The 20963-nt window shown below is 33.5% G+C and carries 15 protein-coding genes; 4 read left to right on the top strand and 11 right to left on the bottom strand.

All coding sequences use genetic code 11. The features are described 5' to 3' along the window. Positions 1-273: 273 nt before the first annotated feature. Entirely contained in the window at positions 274-1362 is a 1089-nt protein-coding gene (locus tag Q0910_RS13625; protein WP_299217495.1) for a hypothetical protein, read from the bottom strand. A gap of 381 nt (positions 1363-1743) precedes the next feature. On the opposite strand from Q0910_RS13625, the gene Q0910_RS13620 reads away from it, so the two are divergent. Further along, positions 1744-3945 (top strand): carboxypeptidase-like regulatory domain-containing protein, encoded by a 2202-nt coding sequence (locus Q0910_RS13620; RefSeq protein WP_299217488.1) that lies wholly within the window; start codon positions 1744-1746, stop codon positions 3943-3945. Positions 3946-4020: 75 nt separating this feature from the next. Here the strand turns inward: Q0910_RS13620 and Q0910_RS13615 are convergent, their stop codons facing one another. Further along, a complete protein-coding gene (locus Q0910_RS13615) occupies positions 4021-4950 on the bottom strand; it encodes a GTP-binding protein (RefSeq protein WP_299217485.1) in 930 nt (309 codons plus the stop codon). Between the two features lie 45 nt (positions 4951-4995). Then, positions 4996-5529 (bottom strand): molybdopterin adenylyltransferase, encoded by a 534-nt coding sequence (gene mog / locus Q0910_RS13610; protein ID WP_299217483.1) that lies wholly within the window; start codon positions 5527-5529, stop codon positions 4996-4998. 416 nt (positions 5530-5945) lie between these two features. On the opposite strand from mog, the gene Q0910_RS13605 reads away from it, so the two are divergent. Then, positions 5946-9197, top strand: coding sequence for a glycosyl hydrolase (locus Q0910_RS13605; protein ID WP_299217480.1), 3252 nt, complete (start codon positions 5946-5948; stop codon positions 9195-9197). A 159-nt stretch (positions 9198-9356) separates the two neighbouring features. On the opposite strand, the gene Q0910_RS13600 is transcribed toward Q0910_RS13605, so the two are convergent. From Q0910_RS13600 to Q0910_RS13580, 5 genes are all read right to left on the bottom strand, one after another. Continuing rightward, positions 9357-10259: an alpha/beta hydrolase-fold protein gene (locus tag Q0910_RS13600; protein WP_299217477.1), complete on the bottom strand. Its 903-nt coding sequence runs from the start codon at positions 10257-10259 to the stop codon at positions 9357-9359. Between the two features lie 111 nt (positions 10260-10370). Beyond that, complete coding sequence (locus Q0910_RS13595; RefSeq protein WP_299217473.1) at positions 10371-11225, bottom strand: hypothetical protein; 855 nt, start codon at positions 11223-11225, stop codon at positions 10371-10373. 50 nt (positions 11226-11275) lie between these two features. Then, positions 11276-12469, bottom strand: a complete 1194-nt coding sequence (locus Q0910_RS13590; protein ID WP_299217470.1) for a serine hydrolase — start codon at positions 12467-12469, stop codon at positions 11276-11278. A 107-nt stretch (positions 12470-12576) separates the two neighbouring features. Beyond that, positions 12577-13473: a DUF5050 domain-containing protein gene (locus Q0910_RS13585; RefSeq protein WP_299217467.1), complete on the bottom strand. Its 897-nt coding sequence runs from the start codon at positions 13471-13473 to the stop codon at positions 12577-12579. A 101-nt stretch (positions 13474-13574) separates the two neighbouring features. Next, positions 13575-14477, bottom strand: coding sequence for a hypothetical protein (locus Q0910_RS13580; protein WP_299217464.1), 903 nt, complete (start codon positions 14475-14477; stop codon positions 13575-13577). 155 nt (positions 14478-14632) lie between these two features. Here Q0910_RS13580 and Q0910_RS13575 point away from each other — a divergent pair, with 155 nt between their 5' ends. Continuing rightward, the gene (locus Q0910_RS13575) at positions 14633-16315 is read left to right on the top strand and encodes a sensor histidine kinase (RefSeq protein ID WP_299217461.1); all 1683 of its coding nucleotides are present in this window, start codon (positions 14633-14635) and stop codon (positions 16313-16315) included. Positions 16316-16319: 4 nt separating this feature from the next. After that, positions 16320-17018 carry a LytTR family DNA-binding domain-containing protein gene (locus Q0910_RS13570; RefSeq protein ID WP_299217458.1) on the top strand — a complete coding sequence of 233 codons (699 nt, stop codon included), beginning with the start codon at positions 16320-16322 and terminating at the stop codon, positions 17016-17018. A gap of 347 nt (positions 17019-17365) precedes the next feature. Here the strand turns inward: Q0910_RS13570 and Q0910_RS13565 are convergent, their stop codons facing one another. The 3 genes from Q0910_RS13565 to Q0910_RS13555 all read right to left on the bottom strand — a co-directional run bounded on the left by Q0910_RS13565 (position 17366) and on the right by Q0910_RS13555 (position 20949). Beyond that, the gene (locus tag Q0910_RS13565; RefSeq protein ID WP_299217454.1) at positions 17366-18151 is read right to left on the bottom strand and encodes a LytTR family transcriptional regulator DNA-binding domain-containing protein; all 786 of its coding nucleotides are present in this window, start codon (positions 18149-18151) and stop codon (positions 17366-17368) included. A 126-nt stretch (positions 18152-18277) separates the two neighbouring features. Then, positions 18278-19528, bottom strand: coding sequence for an amidohydrolase family protein (locus tag Q0910_RS13560; RefSeq protein ID WP_299217451.1), 1251 nt, complete (start codon positions 19526-19528; stop codon positions 18278-18280). 707 nt (positions 19529-20235) lie between these two features. Then, on the bottom strand, positions 20236-20949 hold the full coding sequence (locus Q0910_RS13555) for a hypothetical protein (RefSeq protein ID WP_299217448.1): 714 nt from the start codon (positions 20947-20949) through the stop codon (positions 20236-20238). Positions 20950-20963 lie beyond the last annotated feature (14 nt).

Genomic DNA, 20963 nt, shown 5'->3' with positions numbered 1-20963 from the left:
AAGAATATTTTGGTAACTTATCAAAAGGATATTCTTTCTGTGAATTTTGAGTATTAAAACCGTTCCAAATACATTACATTTCCCTACTCTCCTATCTCTTCGACAACAATTCGGCAGGCTATGTGTAACAGCTCAGTGAACGCGTCAGTTCGCATAATAAGTCTGTCAGCCGAAATGAAATGAAGGAGAATGTCCCATTAATATTTTACAAAGATTTTTAATATCTGTATAAGCGGTATTCGCATGAGACCGCTTATACAGTTTTGGGTTATATTAGTTGTCTTGATACACACGAATAATACTCACCGTATTACCGACATAATTGGATACAATGGCATGCTCACCATCTGGAGTAACTAGTATAGATCCCGGAGATTGACCTACATTAATCGTCATAGCGACTAATGCATTTGCTTTTAAATCAATAATGTTTACAGTACCTTGTCCGGCTGTTAATCCAGTAAAATCTGGTGCTCCTGATCTATATAACGTGTTATAATTAGATACGAATCCATACTTTCCATCTGTAGTAATCGCAAAACCAGCTGGTTGAATTCCTCCGGTATTAATCTTAGTAATCTTATGGTTTTTGAGATTTAAAACACCAACCGTTGTACCATATGGAGCAAAATTATTACTTCCAAAATTAGTTAAGTACGCATGTTTCCCTTCAGCATCAATTGTTATTGAAAATGGGCCAAAGAATCCTGTGATTCTATCTACCACCTTATTTGTTTTCGTAGAAATCTTGGATACCGTACCTGAATTAGGATCTCCGGTTACATAATTAGCAGTATAAACAAAGTCTCCTTTTGGAGTTATGGCAATTGCTGAAGGAGCTGCCGGAAATTCTCCATATTCATTAAGTCGTATGCGCTCAATAATTGTTTCGTTTTCTAAATCAACTACAGAGACGGTATTGCCCTCACCAGAAGGCCTGGTACTTATTGCTCCATAATTATTTACATAAGCCTTTTTACCGTTAGGAGAAATAACCATCCCTGAGGGTCCATTAAATCCATCCATAACATCAATAACTTCATTTGATTTCGTATCGATAATACTAATTGTTGTACTGTTAGAATTGGTCACATATGCCTTCTTTTCATCTTTTGATAAGGTAACAGTATAAGGCTGATTGAATGATTCATGGGCAATTGTTTTTGCGGACATCATGCTGTTTAAGTCAATAAGAGTCAAAGTATCACTACCTCCTATACCGTAGTTATTACTATTCGTGACATACAGACTAGCAGAATCGGATGTTACTGCCATGGCTGCAGGACTTACTCCCACATTAGCAGTGGCTATAACTTCTCCGCTTAAAATTCTTTCGATTGCGTTAGTTTTATTTTTTGACATAATTTTTAAATTAATTACTCTTACTCTTTTGGCTTTTCAGAATACGCCCCGTTTTTTTGTATGGTTTTCGGACTCCACTTTATATGATATTAGGATGTTTATTTCCAACTAAGTTATATTCGTGTAATACTGTAAAAAGATGATATTATAATTCGGAATAAATCTACCAAAGAATACCTAAGTAAAATAGCGTAGTTATACTTGATTTATGGTGTATTATGCTTTTCTGAGATAAGTGTTGTATTATCTTTTTTAAGAGGTTTTTGGTAAGAAAGCTTTTAAAAAAAATTGCAGGGTAATATATAACGCAAGTACATTATATAAATATGGTCAAAAGCATATTCACAAAATGATTCTATCTTTTTTTGTACATTTAATCTTATGGGAAAATATATAATTATTATTGTTACACTTTTATTTAGTGCCAATCTAACTGCAAAAAATCTACCTACTGAGGATTCTAAAAACGTAGCTATTTATTGGGATGCATCGCTTTCTCAAAAAAGCAAAAGCATCTCCAAGGAGCTTGAGTTTTTGGATGTTTTTTTTAAGGAATATCCAAATACCAAGGTAAAGTTAGTAATAGTAAACTCGAAATTACTAACTGATGAAAACATAGAGATCAAATCCTCGGATTGGAGCTTGCTAAAACAAAAACTTAGCGATGTAAATTATGATGGCGCCTTGGATCTTGGTTTAATAAATACAAAGATAACAGCGGACTTCTTACTTTTTTTTACTGATGGCCAGGGGTATTTCGGTAAATTCAAAAAAAACCTTTACAGCCCTAAAATATTTACAATAAGTAACACTCCAAAAATTAATAAAAAATTTCTTTACGAAACTTCCTTTTATAGTTTAGGATATCATATTAACCTTCAGGAGCTAGATACAAATTCTGGTGTAAAAGTTATTACAGAAAATAAAAAAATGATTCGCTTAGAGTTTATCACTAATAAAAACACAGATTCACAAAAAAAGTATATAGAAGGTACGGTTACGGATGGTATAGATGTTTTGCCAGATATCAATGTTCTAGTACAAGGTAAAAATAGAGGTACAATTACGGATCAAAGTGGTAATTATAAAATTGTGGTAGAGCCCGGTGATGTTCTGGTGTTCAGTAGTACTAATAAAGAAAAACTCATTGCGCAGATAGATCCCGAAGACAATTTTATCGACATCAAAATGACTGATAAGGTAACTAGTTTAGAAGCAGCAATTGTCAAATCCAAAGTTCGAAAAGAGCGAAAAATGGTTGATGTAGGAATGAGGAAAGTGGATGAAAAATCTTTAGGATATGCAGTTCAGACGGTTGAGATAGATGATCAAATTGACTTAGGGCAATCCATGGCTGGTAAGTTTACTGGTGTAAAACTTTGGAATCAAAGTAGTCTAAATGATGTTTTGATACGTACACGAAAAACCTTTCTAGGATCAAGTCAACCTGTAATATTTATGGACGGTACACCTATAGGTGGTGATTTTGATTTTATAGAATCAAATAATGTTGAAAGCATCAAAGTCTTAAAAGGATTGGCTGCCACTAATCTGTATGGTTCTGTAGGAGTTAATGGAATCATATTGATTACTACTAAAGGAGGAAAAAAATTATCTGGTAGGATTGAAGAAAAACAATCAAAAGACGAAAAAATTCCGGTTAAAATGTTTAAATCTCCACTTCTTGTATCTGATGGTCCAGAATCTGATTTCATAACTTTATTTAAAAAAGAATCAGACTATAATAAAGCTTATGAAATGTATCTTAATATACAAGAGTTTAACAAGGATAATGTCACTTTTTTTGTAGAATGTTCTGATTATTTTTTTGATAACAATCAGAAAGATAAGGGAATACAGATTCTTTCTAATCTAATAGAATTATTTCCTAATAACACTTCTGTTCTTAAAGTGTTGGCTTTCAATCTTGAAAAAAGGGAGTTATTTGATCGTGCGCAAAAAGTGTATCAAAGAATTATTGATGTTTCCCCATTGCAGTCACAGATATATCTGGATTTAGCCAATAATTATTCTAATGAGAAACAATATCAGCAATCTGTTGATTTATTTAAAAAGATTGCTAAGAACAAGGTTAAAGCAATAGAATCATTTAGTGGATTACAAAATCAAATAGAAAATGATTTCAAACACTTGTTATCCAAGCGTAATCAAAAATGGAGGATAAAAAATATTGATCAAAAGTTTTTTATGTTGCCTAAATATGATTTAAGAGTTGTTACAGAATGGTCTCATCCTGTTGTAGAATTTGAAATGCAATACATTAATCCGAGAAAAGAATATGTTGTTTTAAGTCATACGATGGAAAAAGATGAAAAAATTATAAATCATGAGCTCACAAATAGGTATACATCGGACGAGTATATCATCGCAAATGCAGAAGAGGGAGTATGGTATTTAAATATTAAACTTCCCGATGATTATACTCCCAACATAAAAGAACCTAAGTTTTTAAAAATCAAATTGTATACTAAATTTGGCAGTGCTGAAGAGAAATTACAGACGCATATCATAAATATAGATAGAATTACGAAAAACAGAATATTTACTTCTTTTAAACTTTAATAAATAACCATTTGATTCATATTCCCCTACGCTCCTATCTCTTCGATAACTAAAAAGTACAATTAATCGTATAATTTACTTATCGTTGTTATAATTGACTTCATCATCTATTAAGAGAATGGTTCTAAGTGTTTTTTGAAGTAAAGAAGGTTCACTACCAGGTCCAATAGTCAACAGTTTAGAATCAGTTATCGGAACACCATTAAATGGACGTATAAATACATTACCATCAGGAGTGCGTTCAAAAAAAGTATATGCTTTTGCATTCCCTATTTTAGTACAACCTTTTACTCTGAGAATACTTTTAGGAAGTGCTTGACAAATATCGAGTATACATTTTTCACTAGGTAAAACAGGTAAATCGATAGAACACGAAGACCAATGTGCTTTTTGATGTTCGAACTTTTGCGCCGTATTTTCAGAGGGTAATAATTTAGGAAGTAATAAAGCATCCAAACTTTCCATAGTTACTATTTTGGCTATTGGGTTCAGCTTTTTTAATTCATCAATCACCTGATGTTTTCTATTTTCATTTACCTTTTCGAGATGCGTTAAAACCAATAATGAAGAAACCTGAATTTGATTAGCTTCTAGTTCATTATGTTCACCTCGTTTTTGCCAATTTTTAACGTCTATTACAGAAACCTGAATAGGTGGTAAAAATCTATCATTCATACCGACAGCTAAAAATTCCATTAGTGAGCATGCATCCGATGTTCCGTTAGCCTCAATCAACGTAACTCCCTGTACTCTTTCAGGAATTCTATTTACAATGTTTCTGAGTTCATCTATACCACTACAACAGATACAACTACCGCTTAAAGGTTTAATGTTTTTTAATTCAATTTGTTTAGCAAATTGTTGAACATCCATATTTGCATTTTCGTAATCATTAAGAATAACAAAAGGATTCCATCCATTAGTAGAAAAATTTTCTATCAAATGTTTCAGCAATGTTGTTTTACCAGCACCCAAAAATCCAACAACGGTTATAATCGCTTCCATATTTTCTTTAACATCATTAGGTTATGTAAATAATACCAATAGAATTTACTTACTATTTGGTCTAAATGGTTTAATAATTTCGTTATTACATACTAAATATGGGCCATTCATAAGGTCTATACAATAAGGTACTGCGGGGAAAACGGCATCTAAACATTTTCTAATTGATTTTGGTTTTCCTGGTAGATTAATAATTAAACTGTTTTTTCTAAGTCCAGCAGTTTGGCGTGATAGAATAGCAGTAGGTACAAATTTCAAAGATTCAGCTCTCATCAATTCACCAAAACCAGGCATCATACGTTCACATACGACTTCTGTGGCTTCGGGTGTAACATCTCTTTCGGCTGGACCGGTCCCTCCTGTTGTAACAACCAAGCAACATTTTTCATTATCGACCATATCGATAATTGTTTTTTCAATATCCTCTTGTTCATCTGGGACTACTTTATAAACGCTTTTCCACTCAGAAACCAAATAGTCATGCAATGTATCAATTATAGCTTTTCCACTGATGTCTTCGTAAACGCCTTTATGGCATCTGTCACTTACTGTTATTATACCTATTCTTGCTATTGACATTTTCTTATAATACTTATTAAAATGATTTCGTTTATTTTGAAGGTATAGAATGTAATTCTAGTCTTCTATTTTATTAAGGATTTTTATTTGAGTGGTAAATATAATATTAATCCCTGTTAAAGCAACTTAGTTGTGTTTAGTCTAGATTATGGTTTGCATATAGTATTTTGTCTTATCATCGAAAACTTGATACAACTTACTTATTCATAGGTATATAGAGTAAAATTTTATGAAATCATGTATTCACAAATACACGAACCGCAGCTTTTTAAAATATCCAAGAAACATTTCTCTGCTTAAAATACTCAGAACCTAGATCGTTAAACTTTTGTTGTAATAGTGTTCATATTGTCTTTAAGGAAACAATATGAATCAGATTTTCTTTAAATTTATAATCTAACGAACTACTTTAAAGAATGAAGACACTTTCACACATTTTTTGCACACTCATGCTTACCTTTTTAATGGTATTTTCGACTTCAGCACAAGAGAAAGTCTTTACAGAAAATCCTTTTGATGGGCTTAAATTAAGAAGCATTGGTCCAGCGTTTATGAGCGGACGAATCGCGGATATCGCTATTCATCCAAATAATGAAAACATTTGGTATGTTGCCGTAGGCTCTGGTGGTGTATGGAAAACCATTAATTCTGGGACTACTTGGACACCTATATTTGATAAGGAGACCTCCTACTCTATCGGAACTGTTACAATAGATCCTAACCATCCAGAAACCATTTGGGTGGGTACAGGCGAAGATGTTGGTGGACGCCATGTCGGTTTTGGAGATGGTGTTTATCGCAGTGATGATGGTGGGCAAACATGGACAAATATGGGGCTTAAAGAAACGCAACATATTTCTCGTGTAAAAGTTCATCCTGATAACAGTAATATTGTTTGGGTGACGGCACAAGGACCTCTTTGGAGTGAAGGTGGTCAGCGTGGCTTGTACAAAAGTAAAGATCGAGGCAAGACCTGGACAAAAACACTTGGTGATGACACATGGACAGGTGTTACGGAATTAGTATATGACCCTAGAAATCCAGACCGTATGTATGCGGCGACCTGGCAACGTCACAGAACCGTTGCTGCCTATATTGGTAATGGTCCTGGTACAGCATTATACAGAAGTAGTGATGGTGGTGATACTTGGGAGCAATTAACCAATGGTTTGCCAAAAACGTCCATGGGTAAAACAGGTTTGGCGATTTCTCCACATAATCCAAATGTGTTGTATGCAGCGATTGAGTTAGACCGGAGAACAGGTGCTCTATATCGCTCCGAAGACGGTGGAAGCTCTTGGTCTAAACAATCAAATACTATTAGTGGTGGAACGGGTCCGCATTATTATCAAGAATTATATGCTTCGCCACATCAAAAAGATCGTTTATATCTCATGGATAATACCATGCAAATTTCTGAAGATGGTGGAAAAACCTTTTACAGAATGAATAGAAAAAACAAACATGGTGATAATCATGCCATAGCGTTTAAGAAAAATGACCCTAATTACCTGCTTGTTGGTACCGATGGTGGTTTATATGAATCCTTTGACTTAACCAAATCTTGGAAATACATAGAGAACTTACCCGTAACTCAGTTTTATAAACTGGCAGTAGATGATGCCGAACCTTTTTATAATATCTATGGAGGCACTCAAGATAATAGTACCGAAGGAGGTCCATCACGTACGGATAATCTTCATGGCATACAAAATAGTGATTGGCGCGTGATTCTTAATTGGGATGGGCATCAACCAGCTACTGAACCGGGAAATCCAAATATTGTATATGCTGAACGTCAAGAAGGGACGCTTTCGCGTTTAGATATGAAAACTGGTGAAGCCGTGGACATACAGCCACAACCTGCCGAAGGTGATGCAATTCAACGTTTTAATTGGGATGCTCCTATACTTGTGAGCCCGCACAAACCGTCTACTATCTATTTTGCATCCCAACGTGTTTGGAAATCAGAAAATCGAGGCGATTCTTGGACCGCTATATCTGAAGATTTAACAAAAGATGAAGAGCGTATTACCTTACCAATTATGGGTAGACAGCAATCTTGGGACAATGCTTGGGATGTGTATGCCATGTCTAATTACAATACAGTTACGTCACTTGCTGAATCTCCTAAACAAGAAGGTCTTCTCTATGCAGGTACTGATGATGGATTGATTAATATTACTGAAAATGGAGGTGCAAATTGGAGACAAATAAAAGTAAATCAATTACCTGGCGTACCATCAACTGCTTTTGTTAATGATATCAAAGCTGATTTACATGATGCTAATACTGTTTATGTAGCTTTAGATAATCATAAATATGGAGATTTTAAACCTTATTTATATAAAAGCACTAACAAAGGACAAACTTGGGAATCTTTAACTAAAACCATTCCGGATAATCATTTGGTGTGGCGATTAGTGCAAGATCATGTGACGCCTAATCTCTTATTTATAGGCACCGAATTCGGCTTATTCTTTTCAGTTGATGGAGGAAAGCAATGGACCGCTTTAAAAGGTAATGTCCCAACAATTTCGTTTAGAGATTTAGCTATACAAAAACGTGAAAATGATTTGGTTGCAGCGTCTTTTGGTCGTGGATTTTATATTCTAGATGATTATTCGGCCTTAAGAAGCATCACCCAAACAGATTTAAATGCGGAAGCCAAGTTATTTCCAGTTCGTGATGCTTGGTGGTATATACAGCGTTCTCAACTCAGTTTTGGAGCTAATAAGGGAAGTCAAGGTGATTCGCATTTTGTAGCACCTAATCCGGACTTTGGTGCACTACTCACCTATTACCTTAAAGAAGCCCCCGTATTGCAAAAAGAGCAACGTAAAACAAAAGAAAAGAATATTAAAAATCAGAACATTCCTTTTCCGGGATGGAAGGTCTTAGAAGACGAAAAGTTAGAACAAAAGCCTCAACTTGTCTTTGTAATAAAGAATCAGGCTGGTGAAGTGATACGTAACATCTTTAAAGAAGCAAAGTCTGGAATTAACAGAATAGCTTGGGATTTGAGATATCCTAATTATAATCCTATAGGTCTAAACGACCTGAAGAGTTCTAATGAGGATGAATCAAGAGGTTTATTAGCTGCGCCAGGCACTTATAGTGTAACCTTGTACTTGTCACATAACGGAACTATAAAAAAACTCGATGGTCCAGTAAATTTCGATGTAAAACCGCTCTATAAAAATACGCTACCGGGAGCAACACCAGAAGTCACATCTGCTTTTTGGCGTGGTTATGAAGCCGCTTCGATAACTGCAAGTGCCATTGATAAGTCTATAGCTAAAGCTGAGAAAAAGATTAAAGCATTGCACAAAGCACTAATGCATAGTACGGCCAACCCAGAAACTGGTTTAAAACAATTAGAGAGTATAAGAGATCAAATCAATACTTTAAAATCAGATTACTACGGTAATCAGGCCAAAGCAGAAATAGGAGAAAAGAATCCGCCTTCAGTTAATGATAAGATGTTCACAATTTATTTAAGTCTAGAGCGATCTACCTATGGCCCAACAGAAACTAACAAAGCGCAAATGCAAATTATCAATACCATGCTTACTAAAGCGGAAAATAATTTAAAAACAATTCAAAACTCCATGGGCAAATTAGAAGCCATGTTGAAAGCTTCTGGAGCTCCATATATTGATGACTAAACTGAAAAAAGCACATAATTAAGTAAATAATCCTAGAGGTAGATCCCTAGGATTATTTATTTTATTTAGAGCTGTTGCCTGCTTATTTTTTAGTATTACAAGCATTTAAAATTAGACATAATACAAGTATTGTAATAAAATAAGCTTGTTTCATGGTTTTTAGTTCTTATTGTTTTCAACACCATCTTTAATCAGACTAGCTAACCAAGTAACACCGCGTACTCCGGTCATAGGAAATGCTGTCTGATGGCTACCCTCAATCACTACTGGTAGTAAGGATAAACTCTTATCGTTTCTATTTTTTAGTATCGTAATAAATTCCTCTACATGTTCACCTAACTCTTTCTCTAATCTGCCATAAGTAATAAAAACATTGGCATTCAAACCACTACGTTTTAGTAATGTGTTAGATCCAAGTTCAGAAAAATAAGGAATATCCCCTCCAAACGACGGACTACCAAGAATATAGTTTTTGAAGGTGTCTGGTTGTGAAAGGAGTATGTATGCGCCAAATTCGCCACCTAATGAATAACCGAAATAAGTACGATTATCAGGATTAGTTCGGTAATTGTTTTCTATATATTTTATTACATCGTTGCGAATAAAATCTAGATGATTACTAGCCTGCCCAAATTGATATTTAGCTTGACGTTCTGCGTTAGTTGATTTTTTAACTGAGTAATCTCGGAACCTACTCACATGAGCTCCCCTCTCTTTCTTTAAATCTTCTAGTATATCCTTCTGCCAAGAAATTCCAACCAAAATTGTATTTTCCATTATATATTCTGTAGCACCTGATACTGTTTCGACATGCCACATCGCATCAGTATAGTAAATCACTGGATACTGAATGTCGTTATTTTCTGAATATCCTTCAGGCAGTTTTATATAAAGCTCATATTGCCTATTAGTCTTAGTTTCCTTTATTGGGATCACCTCTATCTTAGGTAATTCTAAATAGGACTTTTCGGCAGTATATGAATCATTGTTTTCAATATTTTCTTGAGCAAAAACAGTGTTAAATGATATAACATATATCAATAATAACTTGGTGACTCTCATATTCTATATTTTTTTGTTTTACAATATCCTTTATTTTAAATAATTAAAGATATTTACTTAAAGTAATAATTCATATGTTCTTTTTGTATTCATATTTCTATATATCGATTATTATTTGGGTCTGAGATTCTCAATAACTTGTGCATCCACCCAAAATATATCCCCATCTCCATGTCCCTTGTTAAAGAAAAAATACTTACCATCTGGACTTACGTATCCTCCAGATTCCCAAGAACTACTATTTATTTTGTCCCCCATATTAATGGCAGTTCCCCATGAATCATCTTGATTTCGAAAACTGATATACAAATCGGAATCGCCATATCCACTATCTCTTTCACCATCCCAGATTATGTAGGATTCATCTGGTGAAATAAAAGGATGAGCGTTCCATTTTCCCATATTAATCTCTTTAGTAAATGGCTTTGGTTCTTCACGTTTCCCGTCTATTAATCGCGAATAGCGAATAACGCCATCTCCATCTGGAATGCCTATCTCATCAAAAACATAGGTTCCCTCAGTGGAAGCTGTAAGGCGCATGATCCGTATCTCCTCGAAAGGAGCACCAAGACTTTTTATGTCTGACCATCCAGACTGCGTACGCTCCATATATTTACTGCCTAGATGCATGATCTTACCGTTCGGAGCAATGATTGGACGACCTACTCTTGGACCAACCACAGATTTTTGCCATTGATTGTTTTCTAATTTATAAACAATTAAGAACCACTTTCCCGTTTCGGTATCTTTTCTAGTAAAATAAAATTCTTTCATGTCGGGTGTCAAGAAAGCACTAAGATCGCGATGCTTTGTCGAAACCATACCGGGAGCAAAAACTTCAGGCGTTAAGCCCGGTGGTTTCTGGCCGAGATAGGGTATTTCAATAGTCATAGTTGATAAATCACTAGTTTTTGCGTCATGTTTTTTAGAACTGCATGCAGATAGAAATAGTACCCCTACAAGCATAAAAATAAAATATGTTTTTCTCATTGCTTAAATTTTAATGCTATTTGTGATTAGTTAATAAAAGCTGGTAATATTCTTTCTGCCGTTAATTGATACGGTTTTACATCTCCACCATGACCAGTAGCTACAACAATAAGATCAAGTTCTTCGATAAACATAATATACGGCCCACCTCCTCCAGTAGCTGATGTACAGAAGTAATTTTTGTTACCAACTTTCATATCAATTTGCCACCAAAAATAACCGTAACCAGTATTTGTACCATTTTTGCTGGCAAAGGAATCTTCAGATTCGTCTTTTATATAGACTATTCGATTTGTTGCTTTAGCAATATATGCTTCCGGAATGAGTTGCTCGCCTTTCCACCTGCCTTTATTCTTCACTAGCATTCCCCATTTGAGCATATCTCTAGATGTTATATATACACCATACATGACTTTGGGCAAACCACTAACATCATCATCCCAACGATAGTTAGTGATATCTATTTTTGTTAGAAGCTCATTTTTAATAAAGCCTTTTGCAGTGCCAGGAACAATTGCATCAAGTACTTGCATCATCAGTTGCGTATCAGGAGTCTGGTATTTAAAACTCTGAGAATCTGCAGTAATAGGTGAGCTATGCTCCAAATATTTCTGAACTTGTTTTTGACCTTTCATTTGTTCAGGGTTTTTATTCCACTCCTTTATTTTTTCACTATCGATACGTAAACCTGATTGCAGAGTCAAGGCTTGATGTAGCGTAATCTTTTCTACCCCTTTAACAAATTTTGTTGGATCGAGTTTCTTAAGAAAGCTTATTACTGGTTTGTCTAAATCAGCCATAGTCAAATAACCCAGCTGAATAGCTCGACCAATTGCCATACTTAGGTAAGCTTTAGATGAATTATAATGAGGAAGATTAACACGGCCACGTCTATAGTATGACTCAAATAAGAGTGTGTCCTTGTGGACAATAAGAAAGCTGTCGTATGGACTGTGTTTTTTATCGGAAACTTCCTGAGCCAGGGTAAGAATCATGTCTTTATTGCCGCCATCGATGCCTAATTTACCAACCGGGATACCATCTTTTCTATCAATTGGTGCTGCATCGATAAAGACTTCTTTTAGATAAGGAATATCCCTAAATGCGAGTTTGGCTTCGACGGCTGTAACTTCTGGAGCGAGTTTATTACTTTGTTGGGTGAAACTACTATGTGATAGTATAAAAAGAATTAAAAGCAGTAGTCCAGTTTTGTTTTTCATAGTTTTTATTATTTATAAATGTTTGGTAACAATTTTGATAAAGTAAGAATGTACTCCATTTGCTTTGATGAATAATTCTTAATGTTTTATCTGCTCTTTGTTGCTGTTTATTTAGTCGTTTTTAACCAAGCAGCTTGTCCCCCATTAGATATATTTTTTTTTACTGAAGAGCCATCACTATTCATAATATAGATGTCACCACCATTATCCGTTTTTGAATAAAAAATTAGTTGAGAACCGTCGGGAGACCACGATGGTGTTGAATCACGAACATTATTAAATGTTAATCGTTTTTGATTAGAGCCATCTATATCCATCACATAAATTTCATAATTTCCATCTCTATTAGACATAAAAGCTATTCGCTTTCCATCTGGTGAAACTTCAGGGTGCCATTCTTCAGCTTCAGTATGTGTCAATTGAATGATGTTGGTTCCATCAACATCTGAGATGCTTATCTCACTTTTTTTATCTTTGAATTCCGAGTGAAAAACTAGTCTACCATCCGATGTAAAACAAGGACCGCCACCACTTATTGATTTTATTTGAGTCTGTTCGCTACCATCCGAATTCATAATCCAAATTTCTGTCTGTGTAATTTTATCTGTATTTTTATATTGTCTCGCAAAAGCAATTTTGCTCCCATCAGGAGACCATGCAGGTGCACTATCCCATTTATCTTTTGCTTGGGTTAATCTCTTTCTATTCGCCCCATCACTATTCATAGTATGTATGGACCATGTCTTCTTTTCATTATACTTTGCATAAAAAGCGATCTGTTTTCCATCAGGAGACCAAGCTGAATAGCCATTACCACCTGCATGATTTGTAATTTTAATTTTTGATTTACCTTCAGTATTGGTTAGATAAATTTCTGGATTGCCTGATTCATTTGAAGAATAAGCAATTGTATAGGAAGGTGATTTAGATTTTTCACTATTCTGGCAATAAACATTGACAGATAGTAAAGTTAAAAAAACAGATAAAATTTTTACATATTTCATATTCTAGACTTCGAAGTTTTTTAAAAAAAACTGTATTATTTTTATAGTAATGAGAAGTAGGAACCAGATAACTTATCTGTATTGATACGCTTGTTATATGGTTATTCTTGAGGTCTAAGGGTTTCAATAATCTGAGCATCTACCCAATATGAAGTTCCTACCCAATACGTACTTTCATCTTCTCTAACCTTCCACTCTCCCCTCGAAAAAAATAGATATTTTCCATCGTGTGTCACTCTTGGGCTACTTTCACTTGATGATGTATTTATCATCTTTCCCATGTTAATTGCTGCTCCCCATGAACCATCTTTCTGCCTGAAACTAATATAACAATCGCTATCACCATGTCCCCCATCTCTTTCAGCATCCCACATCAAATAAGATTCATCTGGAGCAATGAAGGGGTGGGCAATCCATCTTCCTGTGTTAATCTCCTTGCTCATTTTTACTGGATTTTCACGTTTGCCGTCTATGAGGCGTGAATAACGGATAGAGCCATATCCCCTGCCTTCCTTTTCATTAAAACCAAAATAATAGGTTCCTTTAGATGAAAGCGAGATACCATGTGCCTGGTCTTTTAAGAATTCTCCTTGATTTTTGGGTTCCGACCAACCTATATCGGTTCGTTCTCTATACTCCTTTCCTCCGTATATCATTTTACCATCATCAGAGAATTTCGGCCATTTTATATCAGTCTCAGATTCGTTTCCCCAACGATTATTTTCATATCGAATAACAAAAAATGTGCGTTTTTCATATTTTCCATTTTTCCTAGAGAAATAGTATTCCTTCATATCTGGCGAAAACGTACCACCTTCAAAAAGCCCTTCTGGAGAAACAATTTCAGGAGCAAAGGCTACTGGAATTAAGCTGGGTGGTTTTTCTCCAAAATAGGCAGTTTCTATAGTGGGTGAATTAGTGTCTTTTGACTTCTGATTTTTAGTACTGCAAGCATTTAAAAACAGCGTTACTACAAGAACTAAAATAAAATATATCCTTTTCATTTTTTTAAATTTGTTTTCATAGTTTTTTATATTGTAAAGGATGTATTTTTCTCTTATGAATCCAATCCATATTATCTCAACTGCTCTATGTATTAATGAACAACTCTAAGAAGATATTTTATTATAGTTACTTTACATTAATAAACTTCATCAAAATGAATGTAAGACCGTACACCTATTTTCTATTTGTATCTACTCTGTTATTGATGACTGCTTGTTCTGAATCTCCTGTTTTCAAGGAATATAATACAGTAGCCAAAATAGGTGATCAAGAGGAGTGGGCTGTTAAAGACTGGAACGATGAAGACTGGAGTCAAAGGAAACCTATAGTGGAATCTGGTCGGGTATACTGGTCCAGAACTCCAATTGATATTTTAAAAGCACCAGAACCCTTGCACCCATATGCTATTAGACCCTATGTTTATGGAGAGTATGAAGTCTTTTGGGATGGGGTTTTGATTGGAAAAAATGGGAATCCTGGACAGGAAGCAATGTTTGGTCCTGAAGGTAAAATGTTGGCTACTTTTATCATTCCTTCTCATTTGACTGAAGAAGGTGAACATCTTTTGGCCATACGATCGAGTCTTTATTATTTTCCAGATCATTCTGGTATGCGAGTAGATATAGCTAATTATGATGATCTCTTAACCAATCGACTTATAGAAACTTCCTATATGCACATTTTTGCTGGTGCATTTCTAATAGCCTCTATCTATTTCCTTTTTCTATTTCTAGGAAATAAAAAAGAGTATCCTATGCTTATTTTTAGTATTAGTTGCTTTCTCTTTTTTATCTTAAATCTGGCAGAATTTATTACAACCTATGCCTCTATCCATTATGCATATCACCATATTCGTTTAGAAACCATAGGTGTCTTGATGTTTGGAATCTCTTTTTTAATTCCGCTCTATTTCTCTATGCAATTTCCTTTTCCTAAACGAAAAATTTTCTTACTTATTTATGCTGGAGTTCAATTGTTTATTTTCTTTATCAAACATAATTTTATTGATTTCACAACCCGTAACATGGCTTTAAGTATGTGGGTGTTTTCTTTTGGTATTGTGGTCTTTGGGGCTTATAAAAAAATTAAAGGAGCTAACCTCGTATTAATGACATTACTCCTATCCTTACTTATAAATTTTGTCACTCCTTTTAACATAAGTCTTTTTGTAGGTTTTAGCCTTATTCTTTTGGGAATGTTTTATTTGCTTTCTCTCAGAATCAAAGAACAACGACTTGCTTATGAAACTTCTTTGGTGCAATCCACACGTTTGCGACTAGCGTTACTCAAAAAAAATATCCAACCTCATTTTCTAATGAATACCTTAACTTCATTGATAGATTGGATAGAAGAATCGCCTAAGAAAGGTGTTTTGTTTATAGAAGCTTTAGCTAAAGAATTTGATCTTTTTAATCAAATTGAAAATAAAACATTGATTCCTATTTCACAAGAAATAGCGCTTTGCCGTTCACATCTTAAGATTATGGAATACCGGAAAGAAATCAATTATTCTTGGCAAGACGAAGGTATAAACCTTAAGGAAAAAGTGCCTCCTGGAATTCTTCATACATTATTGGAAAACGGAATTACACACAGTTTGCCTCAAGAAGATAACAGTATTAAGTTCAAGTTGATTTTTGAATCGAATACCGATTATAAATATTATACATTTTTAACTTTTGCTAATGTACTAACAGAAACAAAGAATGATAAAGATGATGGCACTGGATTTAAATATATCAAAGCTCGACTAACAGAAAGTTATCAAAAACAATGGGATTTTACTTCTGAACCTACAAGTCACGGTTGGAAAAATACTATAAAAATATACTCCTAAAGAGATGAACATTTTAATCGTTGAAGACGAATCAAGGATCGCCAAAAGAATTGAACGAATGACTCGAGAAATTTTTGGCAATACATTACAATCGCTAAAACATATTAACACGCTTCCGGAGGCATTACGATTTATTGAGAATAGTTCATTGGACCTTATGTTACTGGATTTAAACCTTAACGGTGATAGTGGTTTTGACTTGCTTACGACAGCAGTTTCCGAATCGTTTCATACAATAATTATTTCTGCCAACAAGGATCAAGCAATTACTGCTTTTGAATATGGAGTATTAGATTTTGTACCTAAACCCTTTAATAGAGATCGGTTGGAGAAAGCTTTACATAAGACCTTAACAAATGAAAAAATAGTTGCAAATGAAACCAAATTTTTGGCCATAAAAAAAAGGCACAGAATTCAGTTAATACCCATTGAAGATGTACTTTATATTAAAGGTGCAGGAGTCTATACAGAGCTCTTTCTAAAAGATGGAAAAAAAGAGTTACATGATAAATCTCTTGAAAAATTAGAACAGTTGTTAGCGTTTTCTTTTGAACGCATTCACAAATCATATTTGCTGAAGATGTCTGAGGTAAAGGAAATTATTGTAGAATCTGGAAGCAAATATATAGCTGAGCTTAAAAATGGAGAACGTATCCCTATCGGAAGAACCAAGTACAAAGATCTAAAAGCAAAGTGGTTTTGATCTAATCTTCAAGAATAAAATTTTGAATTAAAATTAGTTATGAAACACTTGATTAGAAGGAATATTTAGTTGCTTTCCCTTTCCATAAACACTCCCACTTCTCTCCTATTCCTTTCAACAGGTTTCAGGACATGTTAGTTTCGGGCAAAGTGTATTCGATTACAGTTGTAGAATAAATTTTTTCAAGAATCTGTAACAACAACTTTCGCTTTTAACTAAAGTAAATTGATCCTTCTACACGCTCAGGACAACTTATAACACAAGTACACGATAATACAAATATGTTTATATAGTAAAACGGCGGATACCGCATATTTTATATAATTACTGATTCCTAAATACTTCTTTTAACGTTCTATAAGTTTAGTGCCAATAATAGATTTATATACTTGATTGCGTAGCGTTCTACTAATTTTAATTTTGGTTTTCCCTATGTGTATTAAATTACCTTCTAGTTTATTAACATGATGTATACCAATTAGATAATATCGATGTACTCTCATGAATTTTTCCTTCGGTAACTCATTTTCTATGTTCTTTAATGAAACTAAAGTTAAATATCTATCTTTATTGGTTGTGTTGATATAAATATAATCGTTAGCAGTTTCTATAAAAGTTATATCATCTATAAAGACTTTGATCACCATTCCATCCGACTTTATGAAAATATGGCTTTGACCATTTTCTATATTAACTTTTTCATCTAACATTACATAAATACTGTTGAGGGAGTTGAAAAGCAAGTGTGGATTTATTTGATTATTTGTAAGGCTTAGTTCTGATGCAAACTGCCTTTGTTCTAAGTCTTTGATTAACTGCTCTTTTTTATACCATTCGTCAATCAAAAATAAAACCATAGATAAGCATAATGATATAATTACTTCAGTAATAATTGCTATTTTTCCTCTTATGGATACAAAAAAATCTGATGTTGATATACTAATGTTTTCAAAGTAAAAAGAAAGATAATATGACGTAATTAAAGTAATACCGACTATACTTAAAATCAATAACAGAATATAACTTGCAATTCTTTTTTTTAACAAAAATATCGGAATTAAAATATATAGATTGATATATACTAAAGCTCCATAAGACAAAAAAGGTATGGCATTTGTCTTTAAATTTTCCAATATATTAATATTATAGTTAAGGTCGTGTACGCTCCATAAAAGAAGATATAACACCCAAAATATTATATGTTTGGAAATTTTACTGAAATTAAAATTCATTTGATTAAGATAAGAATAAAAGTAATCTTACTCTAAGATGAAACCGTCTTTAACTTTAAGAACTATACTTTTATTAATATCTAAAATATCGATTAAAGGGTTTTTGTCTAATACTAAAAAACTGCCTTCAAAGCCTTCTTCAAGCTTTCCGATTTTACGATTTGGGAAAATCGTATTGGCTGCATTTTCTGTCCACATTTTTAGCAACTCTTGATTAGAAAAAATGTTTAATTGATATAAGAAATTAAACTCTTGAGTTGAATTATCATTATATATATCAGAACCTATAGCTAATTTCACACCTACTCTTTTTAATAATTTCAAATTGGAGCATACATTCTCTAACAATTCTTTATAGTTTTCTTTTTCCTTATTTTTTTTAACAAGCGATACGGTCGTTACTACAGTAATATCGTTTTTTTTAGCTAAAATAGCATCTTCGATATCAATAAGTTTTCCATTATGAATTTCAGGCAAGTGTGCAATCTCGTCAACATTTGAATTAACAGCTACATGAAAATCATATGCTGTAGCCACATGGGCACTAACCCTTAAATTAGATGCGTGTGCTTTTTTAACTATTTTTGGAATTAATTTTGGATTCAATCCTTTTTTACCAAAAAAAGTAGTGTCGTTTTTTCGCTTCTCATACTCTTCCGAATACAATAAATTTATTTTTATAAAATTAGGGGAAAAAGATAAAATTTTATCCCATTTTTTATTTAAGTCCTCTAAATCATCTATAATAACATATCCGTGATATTCAATTTCTTCAATAGAATTAAAGAGCCCTTCAAAACGACCATATTCAAGAAACTTTTTTCGAAGGGCAATTGGATGTCCATCTGTAGCTGTTAAAGGTGCATGTGCCATACTAATGTCTAAACCATCGAATTTGTTATAATGATGCATTAAAGGAGTAATTCTTTTTTTAATTGACGATAAAAGTTTTACATAAAAAATACCATTGTCTAAATATGAATTGATTCTTTCATCTAATTTGTAATCACTTTCAAGATTATGGTTATGAGCTTCGGCAAATGGAGATATTACATATTTAGCTGATAAATCAATAATTGTATCTACTTCTTCTTTGTTTGTATAATTGATTAAGCTTTTTTTTAGCCAAACGGTTTTCTTTTCAAAAGTCTGTCCATTAAACCAATTACCGTTGATGAACTGTATAACTAGATTTTTAGAATTATTAACTCCATTTTTTTGAGCATCACAAGAAAAGCTTAAACATATAAATAAAAATAGCATATAGTTAATTCTCATTATTATTCGATTTAAATTTTGAGTAAAATAATTATAAAAGGAATTAAGACTCAAAATTAATAGCCGTGTGTATAACAATAATAGGTAGACTGTATTAAATAATCGACGAACTGTATTTACACTCTAAACCATTCTGCAATTCGATAAACTCAGTGTGACAGTTCAGGACAGGCATCCTGGTACCTGCTTAACGATACGCTTGGCATCGTTAAAATTTAAATTATTAGAAGTCAACACTGTCCGCCTAAAGACAGTTAGAGAGTCTTCTGAAGAGGTGAAATCTAATTTTCGCATCTCATCCATTAGCTTTTTATAAGTTTCTTGTAATTCTAGTCTTCTGGCCCAATTATCTTTTTCATTTGTTCCTGATATCTGAATTACTATATATGGATAATCCTTTATTACCTTTCCATCCCTATCGGAAGAACCAAGTACAAAGATCTAAAAGCAAAGTGGCTTTGATCTAATCTTCAAGAATAAAATTTTGAATTAAGATTGGTTATGAAACACTTGATTAGAAGGAATATTTAGTTGCTTTCCCATTACATACACATTATGTTTCCCTCCTATACCTTTGGCAATACTTGGACACTTCGATAGACTCAGGATTAAGCCTCAAGACTGGCTGGCTGGCAAGTACACGTGTCCGCCGAAATGAAATGAAGGAGGATTATAGTACATGTGACAATATCCAGAAAGTCACATATTCATTTTTTGAACTTTGGTAATAACCCAAACTGATGTACATTTTTAATTCCGGGATTGTTCACTTTAAGACTCTCTCGATAAAATTCTCTATACTTTTCTTCATTATTCCATTGTGATATATTCATATAATCTGGCGAATAGTAATTGGTTATTGGCGATATGCCATCATATAAGTCCAATATTGTTTTGCCTTTATATTTCTGTATGAGGCCTAGCCAATTATTCTCGAATTTCTTAAACGTTTTCTTTTCATCGCTCCAATAAAATGTAATGACATAATATTTTCCTTTTTGAAATGAGAAGGACAGATCTCTTGGCACTTTAAAAAATACAGCATATAAACTAGTCCAGATTTCCCTTCTTAACTCATGAAAATCTGGAAATTCCTTTACTAACTTTTCCATAGCCTCTTCTCTGTTTTTTAACGAATCCCAACGCCCAAACAATATGTGATCTGGTGTATGATTTCCTTGTAAAGCTGGATAGTCAATATGTATTTCATAAGGAATCCCATGATAACCTAATTCAAAAGCTCTTGGCACGAGTTTTTCAAAAAACCTATTTTCCGTTTTCTCAGAAACATTATCAGCATTGATTCTGAGTAGCACATCAAGTACTTGACCTTTATCTAAATTAATAGTCATCTCTGATTGCCCAATTGCTAAATTTGAAAACAAAACTTGTATGATTATAATAACCAATATTCTTTTCATTAATCTTTTTGATA

Origin of the sequence: uncultured Aquimarina sp. (assembly GCF_947495315.1) — a bacterium.
Taxonomy (GTDB): domain Bacteria; phylum Bacteroidota; class Bacteroidia; order Flavobacteriales; family Flavobacteriaceae; genus Aquimarina.
The sequence above is the reverse complement of the archived record's forward strand: the minus strand, read 5'-3'. Positions and strand labels throughout refer to the sequence as shown.